Origin of the sequence: Gordonia westfalica (assembly GCF_900105725.1) — a bacterium.
GTDB classification, from domain to species: Bacteria; Actinomycetota; Actinomycetes; order Mycobacteriales; family Mycobacteriaceae; genus Gordonia; species Gordonia westfalica.
This window is the reverse complement of sequence record NZ_FNLM01000034.1, coordinates 4,342,537-4,358,001: the sequence shown is the minus strand read 5'-3', so window position 1 is coordinate 4,358,001 and position 15,465 is coordinate 4,342,537. Positions and strand designations below refer to the sequence as shown.

General features: G+C 67.5%; 13 protein-coding genes. 8 read left to right on the top strand and 5 right to left on the bottom strand.

All coding sequences use genetic code 11. From position 1 onward, the window contains the following. Positions 1-56 precede the first annotated feature (56 nt). Together BLU62_RS25475 and BLU62_RS25470 are read left to right on the top strand one after the other, a co-directional pair. Complete coding sequence (locus tag BLU62_RS25475) at positions 57-1,214, top strand: lysylphosphatidylglycerol synthase transmembrane domain-containing protein (RefSeq protein ID WP_074852599.1); 1,158 nt, start codon at positions 57-59, stop codon at positions 1,212-1,214. A 6-nt stretch (positions 1,215-1,220) separates the two neighbouring features. Then, entirely contained in the window at positions 1,221-1,670 is a 450-nt protein-coding gene (locus tag BLU62_RS25470) for a DUF3054 domain-containing protein (RefSeq protein ID WP_074852598.1), read from the top strand. A gap of 162 nt (positions 1,671-1,832) precedes the next feature. Here BLU62_RS25470 and BLU62_RS25465 read toward each other — a convergent pair whose 3' ends face one another. Beyond that, the gene (locus BLU62_RS25465; protein ID WP_074852597.1) at positions 1,833-3,470 is read right to left on the bottom strand and encodes an NTF2-like N-terminal transpeptidase domain-containing protein; all 1,638 of its coding nucleotides are present in this window, start codon (positions 3,468-3,470) and stop codon (positions 1,833-1,835) included. A 187-nt stretch (positions 3,471-3,657) separates the two neighbouring features. Between BLU62_RS25465 and BLU62_RS25460 the strand changes: the two genes are divergently transcribed. After that, the gene (locus tag BLU62_RS25460; RefSeq protein WP_074852596.1) at positions 3,658-4,410 is read left to right on the top strand and encodes a pirin family protein; all 753 of its coding nucleotides are present in this window, start codon (positions 3,658-3,660) and stop codon (positions 4,408-4,410) included. Between the two features lie 80 nt (positions 4,411-4,490). On the opposite strand, the gene BLU62_RS25455 is transcribed toward BLU62_RS25460, so the two are convergent. The 3 genes from BLU62_RS25455 to BLU62_RS25445 form a co-directional block, all read right to left on the bottom strand. Further along, on the bottom strand, positions 4,491-5,210 hold the full coding sequence (locus BLU62_RS25455; RefSeq protein WP_074852595.1) for a sterol desaturase family protein: 720 nt from the start codon (positions 5,208-5,210) through the stop codon (positions 4,491-4,493). Beyond that, entirely contained in the window at positions 5,210-5,953 is a 744-nt protein-coding gene (locus BLU62_RS25450; protein WP_074852594.1) for a FadR/GntR family transcriptional regulator, read from the bottom strand. Before BLU62_RS25450 ends, BLU62_RS25455 begins: the two co-directional genes overlap by 1 nt. Positions 5,954-6,086: 133 nt before the next feature. Next, positions 6,087-7,547: a dihydrolipoyl dehydrogenase family protein gene (locus BLU62_RS25445; protein ID WP_074853296.1), complete on the bottom strand. Its 1,461-nt coding sequence runs from the start codon at positions 7,545-7,547 to the stop codon at positions 6,087-6,089. 101 nt (positions 7,548-7,648) lie between these two features. On the opposite strand from BLU62_RS25445, the gene BLU62_RS25440 reads away from it, so the two are divergent. Next, positions 7,649-9,640: a M13 family metallopeptidase gene (locus BLU62_RS25440; protein ID WP_074852593.1), complete on the top strand. Its 1,992-nt coding sequence runs from the start codon at positions 7,649-7,651 to the stop codon at positions 9,638-9,640. Continuing rightward, positions 9,637-10,218, top strand: a complete 582-nt coding sequence (locus tag BLU62_RS25435) for a potassium channel family protein (RefSeq protein ID WP_074852592.1) — start codon at positions 9,637-9,639, stop codon at positions 10,216-10,218. Before BLU62_RS25440 ends, BLU62_RS25435 begins: the two co-directional genes overlap by 4 nt. A gap of 58 nt (positions 10,219-10,276) precedes the next feature. Here BLU62_RS25435 and BLU62_RS25430 read toward each other — a convergent pair whose 3' ends face one another. Then, a complete protein-coding gene (locus BLU62_RS25430) occupies positions 10,277-11,404 on the bottom strand; it encodes an NDMA-dependent alcohol dehydrogenase (RefSeq protein WP_074852591.1) in 1,128 nt (375 codons plus the stop codon). A 234-nt stretch (positions 11,405-11,638) separates the two neighbouring features. On the opposite strand from BLU62_RS25430, the gene BLU62_RS25425 reads away from it, so the two are divergent. From BLU62_RS25425 to BLU62_RS25415, 3 genes are all read left to right on the top strand, one after another. Next, positions 11,639-13,768 carry an MMPL family transporter gene (locus BLU62_RS25425; RefSeq protein ID WP_074852590.1) on the top strand — a complete coding sequence of 710 codons (2,130 nt, stop codon included), beginning with the start codon at positions 11,639-11,641 and terminating at the stop codon, positions 13,766-13,768. Positions 13,769-13,870: 102 nt separating this feature from the next. Then, positions 13,871-14,827, top strand: a complete 957-nt coding sequence (locus BLU62_RS25420; RefSeq protein WP_074852589.1) for a R2-like ligand-binding oxidase — start codon at positions 13,871-13,873, stop codon at positions 14,825-14,827. 265 nt (positions 14,828-15,092) lie between these two features. After that, entirely contained in the window at positions 15,093-15,431 is a 339-nt protein-coding gene (locus tag BLU62_RS25415; RefSeq protein ID WP_074852588.1) for a hypothetical protein, read from the top strand. Positions 15,432-15,465: the final 34 nt, after the last annotated feature.

The window sequence follows — 15,465 nt, the reverse complement described above, 5'->3', positions numbered from 1 at the left end:
GATCTACCTGGTGGTGGTGGACATGCGGGAGTATCGCCTGGCCTAGGGTGGCACGTATGTCGGAGGATGTTGGCTCGCCGGGGGACGTGACCGCCCGCCCGGTCACCCGTCCCCGCTTCTGGTGGGTGCGCTGGGTCCTCCTGGCCGTCGTCCTGGTGATCCTCGGCGTCGAGATCGTGCTGATCTGGCCCGAGTTGAAGAAGGCCTGGCTGCGGATCGGCGACATCAAATGGCATTGGGTGTTCGCCTGCGTCGTCGCCGCGATGCTGTCGATGGACAGCTTCGCGCAGGTCCAGCGTGCGCTCCTGCGCTCCGCAGGCGTCCGGGTGACCCAGTGGAAGTCCCTGTCGGTCATCCTCGCGGCCAATTCCCTGAGCCAGACGATGCCGGGCGGTCAGGTGCTGGCACCCGCCTTCACCTACCGCGAGACGCGTAAGTGGGGCGCGACGCCGGTTGTCGCGTCGTGGCAGGTCGTCATGTCCGGCCTGCTCGCCGGCGTCGGCCTCGCCGTCCTCGGTTTCGGCGGCGCGATGCTCGCCGGCGCAAAGACCAGCCCGTTCTCGGTGGTGTTCTCGGTGGCCGGACTGCTCGCCGTCGCGGTCGTCCTGCAGTACCTCGCCAGCCATCCCGAGTCGTTGAAGAGCACCGGCATCCGGGTCCTGGGGTGGATCAACCAGCTCCGTAACAAGCCCGACGACCACGGCACCGAGAAACTCTTCGAGCTGCTGGATCAACTCCGCGCGGTACAGCTCACCAAACGCGACACCTCGATCGCCTTCGGGTGGAGCCTGTTCAACTGGGTCGCCGACGTGGCCTGCCTGATGTTCGCCTGCTGGGCCGTCGACGCACATCCGAGCATCGCGGGCCTGATGGTCGCCTACGCGGCAGGCAAGGCCGTCGGCACGGCGATCCCGCTGCTCCCGGGCGGTATCGGCGTGGTCGACGCCGTGCTGGTCCCCGCACTGACCAGTGCCGGGATGCCCGCCGCCGACGCCATCACCGCTGTCCTGATCTACCGGATCATCAGTTATGTGTTCGTGGCGGCGGTCGGCTGGGCGGTCATCGCGATCATGTTCCGCACCCGGATCAGGCGCGACGACACGTTCATCGACGTGGTCGAACAAGACGTCGACGAGGCGTCCCGTGGGGACTCGCCACCTACGGAATCCGGTCAAGGGTCCGACACTGATCCACCGCCGGACCCGGTACGGTAAACCACCATGCTGAGCTCGAACCCCACCGACACGGGGACCTCACCGGCGCGGGGAACCGCGACCGGACCGGTTGCGGCCCTGTTCGACGCGGTGGCCATCACGATCTTCGTGGTGATCGGCCGGGCCAGCCACGAAGAGGGCTACGCCCCGGCGGCATTCCTGCACACCCTGTGGCCGTTCCTCGTCGGCTGCGCGGCCGGTTGGTCGATCACCTACGTGTACGCGCACGTCCGCTCCAGCGACTTCTTCGGCCACGATTTCCGCCCCGACCGGGTGGTGCCGGTCGGGATCGTCATCTGGTTCTGCACGGTGACCGTCGCGATGATCCTGCGCTTCATCCTCAGCCAGGGCGTGGCCGTCAGCTTCGTCATCGTCGCGACCGTGACGCTGGCCCTGTTCCTGCTCGGGTGGCGGGCGATCTTCGCGTACCTGGGCCGCCGCGCCGCCGCCCGCTGACACCGCGCCGATGACCGCAAGCCACGCCGGTTGAGCCGGCACACCGCGCCGATGACCGCAAGCCACGCCGGTTGAGCCGACACCGAGCGCAGCGAGGCGTCGCGTCGAAACCGCCCGCCTACGGGGCCGGCGGTGGCCTCGTCTACTCGATGATCGACTCGGCTACTTGATGGTGAAGTACTTCTGGGCCACCTGGAGCGCCGCGGTTCCCGACTTCGGACCCTCGGTGTAGATCACCACGACCTGACCGCCCTGGATACCGACGAACCAGCCGGGCCCTTCCGGACCGTTGGTCCCGACCAGTGCCTTCAGTCCGGGCGCACGGGTCAGGTCGCTGGCGTCACCGGTGGCCGCGGTGGTGGTCATGGCCTTCAGGATCGGCCCGAACAGAGCCGGGTCGAGGCCGCCGAGTTCACCGCCGGTGATCTTGGTCGGCACGTTCTTGAGGACGAACGGCGCCACCGACGACGCCTGCCCCACCGAAGCTCGTGCCAGTGCGACACCGAGCGCGCCCATGTTGGTCATCGACATGTTGGTCTGGCCCGGGCGGAAGCCGATGGTCGCGATACCCGACTGGCCCGGCGTCGGAACGCTGGCACCGGGCACCGTGAACTGCACGCCGAGGCCCAGGCGGTCGAGCAGCGTCTCCCCCTGTTCGGGCTGCTCTCCGGCAACGCGGCCGACCTCGTCGAAGACCGGGTTCAGTGTCGAACCGACCGGATACGCACGGTCGATCTCGATGTTTCGTTCGGCCGCATAGGTGTTCTGCGCCATGCCCAGGATCGCGCCGGTCAGGGCATCGAGGGTGAGGATCGTGGCGGGCTGCCCGACCTCGACCGCGGCGTCGCCGAGGGTGAGCTGCACACCCTGGTCGACGGTCGACAGCACGTCCGGTCCGGGCGGGCCCTGCTCACCGGCCAGCCGACGCGGCCGGACCCCGGGGTTGACCATCTCGACCTGCCAGCCGGCCGTGGCGTCGCGGATCGCCTGCCAGTAGTTGGTCAGGCCGTCCTCGAGCGGCGACGACAGCCGGCGGTCGGCCATCACCAGCTGGTCGGTGCGGTTGACGCTCACACCGGCCACGCGCGCGGGATCGCCGGCGAGGACCTGCATGTCGGGGTCGCGCAGCGTGACGGCGATGACCGGCTTGCCCGGCGACTCGGCCAGCTTCTCGCCGATGACCGCGGGCGTGATCAGCGGCGCGATCGGCGCGATGACGCCCGCCAGTGCGCGGGTCGTGGCCGTCAGATCTCGGGTTTGTGCAGGGTCGATGACGATTTCGTTGACCGGCTGCAGGTACATGAAGACCTTGCCCGACCGACTGCGCACCGACGGTGAGGGAGTCGCATCGGTCCGGATCTCGCGGAGATGTCCACCGGCGCCGAGACCGGGCTGCAGAATCGCCGGATCCCAGGTCACCTTCCAGCCCGACGACAGCTTCCGCGCCGTTCCTTCGCTGCTCGACTCGTAGGCGCGCCCCTTGTCCCAGTTCCACTTGGTGGTCAGGGCGAAGGTCGCGGTGCCGTCGCTGTATTCGACGGGTTTCTCGATGTCGATGTCGATCCGTTGTGCCGACATCGCTTTCAGCGTCGTGGTCAGACTGTCACCGGCCTGACCGGGTGCAGTGGTGAACTGCGCGGCGCCGTCGGCGTCCTGTTGGCTCAGCGCGGTGGCGAATGCGTCGATGGCGGCGGAGGCGCCGGTGTTCGACGATCCGGTGAGCGAACAGGAGCTCACCACGACAGCACAGGTGACCGCGGCACAAGCGGCGGACGTTGCGCGCTTGACCCAGATCTTCATGACGACAATTTTCACTCTTGTCACAGCCGAAATCGACGCTCCCAGCTTCCATTCGGGAATCAAGCCGGTCACGAACGCATCTCGTCCCGCAATCTCCGGCCACACCGCGCGGTTCGTGTGGCGCCCTTCACCGAAAGCCGGGCTAACCGGGCCGCGATCGGCGCGGGCCGACTGCGATGATGGACCCATGGCGTTCACGGTGATCCCCGGCGACGATCGCATGGTCACGACGACCGACTGGCTCACCTCTCGGCACGGGTTCTCCTTCGGCGACCACTACGATCCGGCCAACACCCACTTCGGCGCACTCCTCGCGTTCAACGACGAGGTGGTTGCTCCGGGCGAGGGCTTCGACCTCCACCACCACCAGGAGAGCGAGATCGTCACGTGGGTGGTCTCCGGGACGCTGGTGCACCGGGATTCGGCGGGACACTCCGGAGTGCTCTATCCGGGTCTCGTGCAGCGGATGAGTGCCGGCACCGGGGTCGAACACTCCGAACGCAACGACCCCTCGCCGGAACTGGCGGGTTCCGGGACCGAGCCGGTGCGCTACGTGCAGATGTGGCTGATGCCCGACCGCCACGGACTCACCCCGTCCTACGACCAGGCCGACGTCGCCGACCGGCTGGCGACCGGCGAGCTGGTCCCGGTCGCCTCCGGTGACCCGGACCGTCGGGCCGCGATCTCCGTCGCCAACGCCGGCGCCACCCTCTACGCCGCGCGGCTGGGTTCCGGCGGGACCGTCGAACTCCCGGCCGCCAGATTCACCCACCTGTTCGTCGTCGAGGGACGGGCCGAGGTCACCGTCGACGGCGAGTCCGTCGTCCTGAACCCCGGCGACGCCGTGCGCGGCGTCGACGCCGAACCGGTGTCGGTCACCGCCGACACCGGTGCCGAGATCCTCGTCTGGTCGATGGCGACGGGACTCGGCGGTTCCTGAGGTCCCACCGCTGCCAGAGGTGTGAGGAGCCCCGGCGACGAGCCACGAAAGCCCTGGCGACAGTCATTCGAGGCGGGGCCCTACTCCGCCGTCCGCGACAAGGCGTGCAGATTCTTCGCCGTCGGTGATTTCTCGACGGTGTCCGGGTCGGGGTAGGTCCGGAGCAACCGGTCGACGGTGCCGGCGGTGGTGACGGCGAACCAGTAGTGCTCGTTGCGGTAGTGGTGGAACCGGTGGTTGCGCCAGATCCGGCGGTAGAACGCGTGCCGCGGCCGGTAGTCGGAGTGGATCAGGTAGTGCGTCCACTCGTAGACCAGGCCGATCGCCGGCAGCACGACAAGGAATGTGAGCCCCCGCTCGGCGCTGGCGAAGACGAACAACCCGACGATGACGGCCGCGATCACCACACCGATCAGTACCTGCCACGGGATGAAGATGAGCGGGATGTCGCGCGGATTCCGGTGGTGTTCACGGTGTTTGCGTGCGACAAGCGGGTCGATGGTGACCGGGCCCAGCCGCTTGGGGCGCCAGTGCAGGACGAACACGTGGATCAGCCACTCCACCAGCGGAAAGCTCGCGACCATGGCGACGGGGACCAAGACGTCCGCGAAACCCCAGCCGCCCAACCACACTCGCGCGACGAGGGCCACGCTCAGAAAACCCGCCATGATCCACGGCGACGGGTGCCGGACGAACTCGGCGAATGCGTCACGCAATGACATCGAGTGCCGCGACCGCATGCGACGTTCCTCGGCCGCGACCTGCCGTCGTGCTCGGATGTCTATCTCGTCGGCGGCCATCAGCGCCCCTTCTCCTCGTCGGCTTCGGCGTTCTCGAGCGCCTCGCAGAGTGCGAGCAGCGCCGTCGTCGCGGGTTCGAGCAGGGCTCGGGCAGCGGCTTCGGCTCGTTCGGGTTCGTGGGCGGCAAGAGCGTCGACGAGGGCGCGGTAGCCCTCGATGTTCCCGACCTCGGGTTCCAGCACCCCGGCGAGAGCGGGGACCGCGGGCTCGTAGGCGGCGCGCAGCGAGTTGTACATGAGCCGGAAGGCGATCGAGTCGGCCGCGTCGATGACCGCGCTCCAGAACTCCAGCGCGGCCACCTGCTGGCCGACGGGCTCCGGCTCTGCAGCCAGGTGGTCGAGGATCGACCGGATCGCGACCAGGTCGTCGTCACCGGCGCGCTGCGCCGCGAGACGCGCGACCTCCGGCCCGACGGCCGCACGGGCTTCGACGATCGACCGCGCGACGTTCGGCACGAGCGCCCCGCCGCGGATGAGCAGACGCGGCAGGAGGTCGAGACCGCCCGCCCGGGCGATGTCCTGGACCCGCGCGCCGTCGCCCTGCCGGATGGTGACCAGGCCCGCTGCCGCGACCCGCTTGAGCGCCTCCCGGACCGTCGGCCGGGAGACTCCGAGCATCCGCGCGAGTTCCCGCTCGCTGGGCAGCGCCTCCCCGGCAGTCAGATCTCCCGACAGCACGCCTTCGACGATCTGGTCGAAGACGATCTCGGGCGCGCTCTGCTGGGTCACCGGCTCGAAGGGCATGACCGTGACGGTAGCCACAGTCGGTCAGGTGGTCAAGTGGTCAGACCAATTACCACACCAGGATCGTCAGCTCCGGCCAGACGCGCTATCGCTGCGTAGCGAATCTGCGGAGAAGTGGCGATTCCTGCCCAGGTCAGCGCAACTGGTCCAGCAACCGCAACCACACCTCGCTGACCGTCGGATACGACGGGACCGCATGCCACAGCCGCGACAGCGGCACCTCACCGACGATCGCGACCGTCGCCGAGTGCACGAGTTCGGCCGTCCCACCCCCGACGAACGTCGCGCCCACGAGAACGTCCCGCGCAGCGTCGACGACGAGGGACGCATGCCCCGAGTAGTCGAATCCCAGCAGGTACGACCCGGCGACCGAGATGTCCCCCTCGGCGACGCGCACGTCGAGGCCTGCGTCCTCCGCCTGAGACCGGGTCAGCCCGACCGAGGAGATCTCCGGCCTGGTGAACACCACCTGCGGAACCGCGGCGTGGTCCGAACTCGCCACATATTTCGCCCCGTCGAGTTCCCTGCCCTCCGCCCGGGCGGCGATGACGTCACCGGCGACCCGCGCCTGATACTTGCCCATGTGGGTCAACGCGTTGCGGCCGTTGACATCTCCGACCGAGTACAGCCACGGATGGCCCGGCACCGTCAGGTGGTCGTCGGCCGTCAGCGGCCCCTTCGCCTCCAGCCCGAGCGCGTCGAGGCCCACATCGGTTGTCGCCGGCGACCTTCCGGCCGCGACCAGGATCTCGTCGACGGTGAGCTCCCCCGCGCCGTCGCCCGCGAGCCGGACGACCGCCGGGCCGCCGTGCAGTCGCCCGTATCCCGAGGCAGTTGCGTCGGTTCGTTCGACCGCCTCGATCGTCGTCCCGAAGCGGATGTCGACGCCACGAGCCCGCAGCGCGTCGGCAACCCGTTCCGAGGCAAAGGGTTCCATCCTGGGCAGCAGCCGGTCCCCACGAATGGCCATCACCAGGCTGCGCACCCCGAGGTCGAGCAGCCACGTCGCGGCCTCACAGGCCACCACGCCACCGCCGAGCACCACCACCCGCTCCGGGATCTCGAGGATGTTGGTCGCATCGCGCGATGTCCACGGCAGCGCCTCGCGGAGTCCCGGGATGGGCGGGACCGATGCGGTACTGCCGGTTGCGACGACCACCGCCTCACGCGCGGTGATCAGCCGGTCACCGACGCGGACCTGTTTCTCGCCGACGATCCGGCCGTGACCGCGGATCACCTCGATCCCGGCGCCGTTGGCCCACCGCACCTGACCGGTGTCGTCGTGGGTAGCGGCAGCGTCGTCGAGACGGCCGGTGACGGTGTCCCGCCACCCGAGGACGCCGGCCGGTTCCGGATTCGACGCCGACGCCCGTTCACGGGACCCGGCCAGCGAGCGCGCCTCGTCGAGGGCGTTGCCGGGTCCGAGAAGCGCCTTGCTCGGCATGCACGCCCAGTAGGAGCACTCCCCGCCCATCAGTTCGTGTTCGACGATCGCGGCGGTGCGGTCGCTTCCCCGTATCGCGTAGTCGGCGGCGTTCTCGCCCACCGGCCCGCCGCCGATCACGACGACGTCATAGCTGGCATCTCCCACCATGGATCCACCGTAGGGACCCGCACGCCGACCTCGCTGGTTTTCGCCCTGTTGGATTTCGCCGGTACCGAACGCTGCTGACGGATCGCCCATCCGGTGACAGGATGGAGCGCGTGACTGCTTCGAATACCGATCTCAAGTCCGGACTCGACCTCGAGTGGGTCGACGATTCCGTCCGCATCCAGGACGATCTGTTCGCCCACGTCAACGGCAAGTGGCTGGAGTCGCACGTCATCCCCGACGACCGCTCTGTCGACGGCGCGTTCCACGTCCTGCGCGACAACTCCGAGGAGAACGTCCGCGACATCATCACCGAGTGTGCGGAGTCGAGCCCCGCGAGCGGCTCCGACGCACAGAAGATCGGCGACCTCTACGCGTCGTTCATGGACACCGACCACATCGAGGCGCTCGGCATCGGCCCGATCACCGGTGAGCTCGAGAAGATAGCGGCCATCGACTCGGTGGACGCGCTCGCCCGACGCATCGGCCGACTGCAGCGTCACGGCGCCGGCGGACTGTTCGGCTACTACGTCGACACCGACGCCAAGAAGTCCGACCGCTACCTGGTGCATGTTACCCAGTCCGGCCTCGGGTTGCCCGACGAGTCCTACTACCGCGAGGACAAGCACGCGGACACCCGCACCGCCTACGTGGCGCACGTGGAGCGGATGTTCGCCCTCGCCGGCTTCGACGACGCGGCCGCCCGCGCCGCGACGATCCTCGATCTCGAGACCGCCATCGCCGCCGAACACTGGGACGTCGTCAAGCGTCGTGATGCCGAACTCACCTACAACCTGATGACGCTGGACGAATTCTCGTCCACCGCCGACGCTTTCCCGATCGGCGAGTGGCTGGGCGGCCTGGGCACCACCGGCGACCCGACCTTCGCCGAGGTCGTCGTCGCGCAGCCGTCCTTCGTGTCGGGAGCATCGGCACTCATCGCCTCCCGTCCGCTCGAGGAGTGGAAGACCTGGCTCACGTGGCGTCTCCTGCGGTCCGCCGCGTCGTACCTGTCGTCGGACTTCGTCGACGAGAGCTTCGACTTCTACGGCCGCACGCTGACGGGCGCGGAGACCATCCGCGACCGCTGGAAGCGCGGCGTCGGCTTCGTCGAGGGCGCGATGGGCTTCGCGGTCGGCAAACTCTATGTGGCCAAGCACTTCCCGCCGGAGGCGAAGGCACGTATGGACGAGCTCATCGCCAACCTGGTGAAGGCCTACCGCCGCAACATCTCCGACCTCCCGTGGATGACCCCGGACACCCGGGAGAAGGCCCTCGCGAAGCTCGAGAAGTTCACCCCCAAGATCGGCTACCCCGCCAAGTGGCGCGACTACAGCGCCCTGAGCGTCGACCGAGGCGACCTCATCGGGAACGTCGCGCGCGCATCGTCGTTCGAGCAGGACCGTGAGTTCGCCAAGATCGGCGGACCGGTCGACCACGACGAATGGTTCATGACGCCACAGACGGTCAACGCCTACTACAACCCGGGCATGAACGAGATCGTCTTCCCCGCCGCCATCCTGCAACCGCCGTTCTTCGATCCCGAGGCCGACGACGCGGTCAACTACGGCGGTATCGGCGCGGTCATCGGCCACGAGATCGGCCACGGCTTCGACGACCAGGGCGCCAAATACGACGGCGACGGCAACCTCGTCGACTGGTGGACCGACGCCGACCGCACCGAGTTCTCCTCACGCACACGCAAACTCATCGATCAGTACGGCGAGTTCACCCCCACCGGCCTGGACCCCGAGCACAAGGTCAACGGCGACTTCACCATCGGCGAGAACATCGGCGACCTCGGCGGGCTGTCGATCGCGCTCGTCGCCTATGAGATCGCAACTGAGGGAACCGAACCCCCGGTGATCGACGGGCTGACGGGTACGCAGCGGGTGTTCTTCAGCTGGGCGCAGATCTGGCGCACCAAGACCCGCGACGCCGAGGCGATCCGCCGCCTGTCCATCGACCCGCATTCGCCGCCGGAGTTCCGGTGCAACGGCGTCGTGCGCAACATGGATGCGTTCTACGAGGCCTTCGACGTGAAGTCGGGCGACGCGCTCTATCTGGATGAAGAGCAGAGAGTCCGGATCTGGTGACCGACGCATCCGGCGACGGCGGCCCTCAGGACGGCGCCCCGGCGCCGGCACCGGGGTCGCAGCCGGATGCCTTTGTCCTGGCGAAGGGCCGTGACCTCACGGTCGCCCTGCTCCGACCGGTCGGTGCCGCTGTCGTCCTGCTGGTCGGCTACTTCCTGTTGCCGATCAACCGGGACAGCGATCTCAACGTCCTCGGGATGATCGTGGGCGCGACCCTGCTCGTGTCGTTCTGCGTGTGGGAGGTCCGGAAGTTCACCCGGTCCAACCACCCGGTCGCGACCGCCATGGAGATGCTGGTCGCCCTGGCGAGCTTCTACGTCGTCGCATTCGCCACCACGTATTACCTGTTCTCCGAATACGATTCGGGCAGTTTCAACGAATACCTCACCCGCGTGGATGCTCTCTATTTCTGCCTGACCGTGTTCACGACGACGGGTTTCGGTGACATCGCGGCGGATTCGCAGGGTGCGCGGATCGCGGTCTCGATCCAGATGGCCAGCACGCTGGTGCTCCTCGGACTCGGCCTGAGATTCCTCAACCTGCTGATCAATCAGCGACGCCAGGCCACCGCAGGGTGACCTGGCGTAGCTGATCCGCTTGTCGGAGAGCGATCAGTAGTCCTCGCTCGTAGAGCGATCAGTAGTCATCGTCCCCGTAGACGATCATGCCGCGAATGTTGTTGCCCGCCAGCATGTCGTCGTAGGCCTCGTTGATCTGGTCGAGCCGGTAGGTGTTGGTCACCAGGTCGTCGAGGTTGAGCTTGCCCGCCCGGTACTCGTTGAGCAGCGCCGGAACCTGGGTTCGCGGGCTGGCACCACCGAAGATCGCACCCTGCACCCGCTTCTGCATGAGCGTGAGGTCGAAGAGGTTCATCTGGGCGTCCATGGACTGGAAGTTGCCCATACCCACGACGACGACCTGTCCGCCCTTGCCGGTGAGGGCCAGAGCGGGCGCGATCATCGAGCCGTCGATCTCACCGACGGTGAGGATGGTGGTGTTGGCCATCTTGCCCCAGGTGATGTCGCCGATCGCCTCCAGCGCCGCCTCCATCGACGGGAAGGTGTGCGTCGCACCGAGTTTCTCGGCCATCTGCAGTTTGAAGGGGACGGGGTCGACGGCGATGACGTGGCGCGCACCGGCCGCGGCCGCGCCCTGGATCGAGTTGATGCCGACACCGCCGATACCGACCACGACGACCGTGTCGCCGGCATGGGTCCCGCCGATCTCGACCGCCGAGCCCCAACCGGTGGCCACGCCACACCCGAGGAGTGCCGCGGCCTGCAGCGGGATGTCGTCCTCGATCTTCACCAACGAAGCCTGGTTGACGGTGATGTACGGCGCGAACGTGCCGAGCATGCACATCTGGACGAGCGGGAGTCCATCGTGCGTGTGCGCACGGTTCGTGTCGTCGGCGATCGAGAGACCGGTCAGCAGCCGAGCGCCCTCGTCGCAGATGTTCTGCTGTCCGCGCGAACACGGCTCACAGGTTCCACAGGCCGGGATGAACGCGGTGACGACGTGGTCGCCTTCCTTGAGGTTCGTGACGCCCGGGCCGACCTTGGTCACGACGCCGGCACCCTCGTGACCGCCGAGGACCGGCATCGGCGCGGGGCTGTCGCCGGTGCGGAGGTGGTGGTCGCTGTGGCACAGGCCCGAGCTCACGAGCTTGACCTGGACCTCGCCCGCCACCGGATCACCGAGTTCGAACTCCTCGATCTGCCACTTCTCGCCCGGATTACGGAGAACTGCACCCTTGGTCTTCACATGTGCTCCTTGCTCGTGCCGCCCCGAAACAGGGCGTTAGATATCGCCGTCTGCTTATGCGACGTACATCACATGTTGGTGCAAGCCGTCGACTGCCGCAGCTGTTTCACGTGATCCATGTCACGCGTTTGCGCTACGGCCATCCGACCGCCCGCGCGGCGTCGAATCGGTTGCATGCGACCGTCCTCGAGCCCCTCGTCGGCACGTGAGAGCAACGCATGGAACGATGGCCCCATGTCGGACAAGACCGTTTCGAGTCCCCGTCCCACCCGCAAACTCCGCTGGCTGATCCCCGCGCTCCTGCTTCTCGGCTGGTTGATCATCGGCGGCGTCACGGGACCGTTCGCCGGCAAGCTGGCGAGCGTCGCGAGCAACGACAACAGCTCGTTCCTTCCCGCGTCGGCCGAGTCGACGCAGGTCCAGGAGCTCCTCACGGGCTTCCAGGACACCGACGAGATCCCCGGCATCGTCATCGCCGAACGTTCGAGCGGCATCATCCCCGGCGACCTCGAGTTCCTGCGCACCACCACGTCCGAGCTGGCCGGCACGCCGGGATTCGGTCCGGCGGTCTCACCGCCGATCCCGTCGCAGGACGGTCAGGCCGCGCAGGTCTTCGTCCCGATCCAGAGCGCCGGTGAGCCCGCCGACACCGTCGAGATCCTGCGCGACAAGCTCGCGAACGCCCCCGACGGCCTGACCGTCGCGGTCACCGGTCCCGCGGGGCAGGTCGCCGACCTCGGCGAGGCCTTCGCCGGCATCGACGGCCTGCTGCTGCTGGTCGCGGGCGCCGTCGTGATCCTGATCCTGATCGTCGTCTACCGCAGCCCGATCCTGCCGTTCGTGGTGGTCATCTCCGCGGTCTTCGCCCTCGGACTCGCGTCGGGGCTCGTCTACTTCCTGACCAAGCAGGGTGTTCTCGACCTCAACGGTCAGAGCCAGGGCATCCTGTTCATCCTGGTCTTCGGCGCGGCGACGGATTACGCGCTGCTGCTCGTGTCCCGGTATCGGGAGGAGCTGATCGCGACCGAGGACAAGTATGCGGCGCTCCGGCAGGCGTGGCGCGCCACGATCGAGCCGGTCGCGGCGTCGGCGGGAACGGTCATCGCCGGTGTGCTGTGTCTGCTGCTGTCCGATCTGAACTCCAACAAGAGTCTCGGCCCGGTCGCCGCGATCGGCATCGTCGCGTCGTTCCTGGCGTCGATGACCTTCCTGCCCGCCGCGCTCGCGCTCCTCGGCCGGTCCGCGTTCTGGCCGCTGCGCCCCAAGTACGCTCCCGAGACCTCGGCCGACAGCGGTGCCACCCACCGTCTGTGGAAGCGCATCGCGGACACCGTCGCCTCCAAGCCGCGCGCCATCTGGGCCGGCACGCTGATCGTGCTGCTCATCGGCGCGGCGTTCGCCCCGACCTTCAAGGCCGACGGCATCGCCTCGACCGATTTCTTCATGGGATCGGTCGAGTCCGTGGAGGGCGCCGAGATCCAGGCGAGGCACTTCGACGCCGGTAGCGGCACGCCCACCTACGTCATCGCCGATCAGGCCGCCGGAACCGCCGTACTCGAGGCGGTTCGTGCGACCGATGGGGTGGCAGATGCCGAACTGATCACCGAGGGCGACGCCCCGAAGGTCGTCAACGGCAAGGTCGCGATCACCGCGACGCTGACCGACAACGCGGAGTCGCTCGCCGCGCAGGACACCGTCTCCGACATCCGCTCGGCGGTGGACTCGGTTCCGAACGCCGACGCGCTGGTCGGCGGTACCACCGCCATCGATCTCGACACCCGCGAGACTTCGATCCACGACCGCAACCTGATCATCCCGATAGTGCTGATCGTCGTGTTCCTCGTGCTGGTCGCGCTGCTCCGCAGCGTCCTGGCGCCGGCGATCCTGCTGGCGACCACGGTGTTGTCGTTCGCGACCACACTGGGCGTGGCGGCACTGCTGTTCAACGGCCCGTTCGGCTTCCCCGGCGCCGATCCGGTGGTTCCGCTGTTCGCCTTCGTGTTCCTGGTGGCGCTCGGCATCGACTACAACATCTTCCTGATGACCCGCGTGCGGGAGGAAGCGCTTCTGCACGGGACCCGCATCGGCATGATCCGCGGACTCACCGCGACCGGCGGCGTCATCACCTCGGCCGGTGTGGTGCTGGCGGCGACCTTCGCGGCACTCGCCGTGATCCCGCTGCTGTTCCTCGCACAGGTCGCGTTCCTGGTGGCGTTCGGTGTCCTCATCGACACCCTGATCGTGCGCACCCTCCTGGTTCCCGCCCTGACCCTCGACATCGGTCGCAAGATCTGGTGGCCCAGCGCGCTCGCGAAGAAGGAGGAGCCGGACGAGGCCCGGGAGCCGGTCTTCGACAAGACGTAACACCGGCCACTGCAAGCGAATTCGCTGAACCCCATACCGTTCGCACGGTAAAGGGTTAGCGTCGGGTATTCGCATTTTCCACCTCAGTTGGCTGGTGATCTCATGACCCTTATCGAACACAAGGAAGAGGGCCGCCAGGACTTCTCGTCGTTGCGGCAGGGCGGTCTCAACTGGGACTCATTTCCGTTGCGTCTCTTCATCAAAGGGAACGCACGGTTCTGGGACCCGATGGCGATCGACTTCTCCCGGGACGCCCAGGACTGGGTCGAACTGAACGACGAGCAGCGCCGTAGCGCAACCTATCTCGTCAGTCAGTTCATCGCGGGTGAAGAGGCGGTGACCGAGGACATCCAGCCCTTCATGAGGGCGATGGCGACCGAGGGACGCTTCGGCGACGAGATGTACCTGACGCAGTTCTGTTTCGAAGAGGCCAAACACACCCAGGTCTTCCGGATGTGGATGGACTCGGTCGGTCTCCGCGGCGACCTGCAGGCCTTCGTCGCCGAGAATCCCTTCTATCGCCGTTTGTTCTACGAGGAGTTGCCGGAGTCTTTGCACGCTCTGGAACACGATGCGTCGCCGCGCAATCAGATCCGCGCCAGCGTCACCTACAACCACGTCATCGAGGGCAGCCTCGCGCTCACGGGGTATCACGCCTGGCAGAAGGTCTGCACCCGCTTCGACATCTTCCCCGGCATGCAGAAGCTGATCCGGTTCATCGGCGACGACGAGCGGCGCCACATGGCGTGGGGCACCTTCACCTGCCGCCGCCACGTCGCCGCCGACGACTCGCTGTGGGCCACCGTCGGCGAACGCATGGACGAACTCCTCCCCCTGGCTCTCGGCATGATCGACTGGGTCAACCAGCAGTTCGACGAGCAGCCCTTCGGCCTCGACAACAACGAATTCCTCACCTACGCCGCCGACCGCGCCCAACGTCGACTCTCCGCGATCGAATCCGCCCGCGGCCGCTCGGTGGCCGACATCGACGTCGACTACTCCCCCGAGGTCCTCGAGGACGCCATGGGTGAGGACGACGCGGCGCGGTTGCAAATGTAGTTGCTCTTCTGCCGGCTGAGCCGACACCCCGACCCGACGGCTGAGCCGGCACCGAACTCCCTCCGCCGGCAGCGAGGCCCACACCGCCGGTTGAGAAGCGTGCGTTGGTCGAAATGATGTCGCACGCGACATCAATCCGGCTAGGCGATTTCCGCCGATGTCGCTGCTCCGGATTGATGTCGCACGCGACATCAATCCGGCTACGCTCCCGCCGCCCGCGCGAGGAGCGCACCCAAATCTCGACGCCTTCAACGAGGCAACCCGCATGTCGGACGCAGAACTCGTGTCGGCCTTGCGAGACCTGCTCGGCGCCGAGTTGGTCGCCTATCTAGGCACGGTCAAGGAAACAGGCGGTGTCCGACAGTGGGCCGAAGGTAGCCGTGCGATTGCCAATCCGACAGACAAAGAACGTCTGCGAATCGCCTACCGCGCGGCCCGGATGATCTCTGAACGGGATAGTCCGGCCGTGGCGCAGGCTTGGTTCCAAGGACTCAATCCCATACTCGACGACATCTCGCCCGCGCGAGCCCTCCATGACGGGGACCTCGACGCCGAGGGACCGAGAGTTCTTGGTGCAGCGCGCCAGTTCGCCGCGGTTGGATGAGCGAGGCGTCCGCTTCTAACCGGATCGCATACGC

Bases quoted from the DNA above. Each gene is read 5' to 3' on its own strand.
- BLU62_RS25475 (WP_074852599.1), top strand. From the start codon at position 57: ATGTCGGAGGATGTTGGCTCGCCGGGGGACGTGACCGCCCGCCCGGTC.
- BLU62_RS25470 (WP_074852598.1), top strand. From the start codon at position 1,221: ATGCTGAGCTCGAACCCCACCGACACGGGGACCTCACCGGCGCGGGGA.
- BLU62_RS25465 (WP_074852597.1), bottom strand. From the start codon at position 3,470: ATGAAGATCTGGGTCAAGCGCGCAACGTCCGCCGCTTGTGCCGCGGTC.
- BLU62_RS25460 (WP_074852596.1), top strand. From the start codon at position 3,658: ATGGCGTTCACGGTGATCCCCGGCGACGATCGCATGGTCACGACGACC.
- BLU62_RS25455 (WP_074852595.1), bottom strand. From the start codon at position 5,210: ATGGCCGCCGACGAGATAGACATCCGAGCACGACGGCAGGTCGCGGCC.
- BLU62_RS25450 (WP_074852594.1), bottom strand. From the start codon at position 5,953: ATGCCCTTCGAGCCGGTGACCCAGCAGAGCGCGCCCGAGATCGTCTTC.
- BLU62_RS25445 (WP_074853296.1), bottom strand. From the start codon at position 7,547: ATGGTGGGAGATGCCAGCTATGACGTCGTCGTGATCGGCGGCGGGCCG.
- BLU62_RS25440 (WP_074852593.1), top strand. From the start codon at position 7,649: ATGGAGCGCGTGACTGCTTCGAATACCGATCTCAAGTCCGGACTCGAC.
- BLU62_RS25425 (WP_074852590.1), top strand. From the start codon at position 11,639: ATGTCGGACAAGACCGTTTCGAGTCCCCGTCCCACCCGCAAACTCCGC.
- BLU62_RS25420 (WP_074852589.1), top strand. From the start codon at position 13,871: ATGACCCTTATCGAACACAAGGAAGAGGGCCGCCAGGACTTCTCGTCG.
- BLU62_RS25415 (WP_074852588.1), top strand. From the start codon at position 15,093: ATGTCGGACGCAGAACTCGTGTCGGCCTTGCGAGACCTGCTCGGCGCC.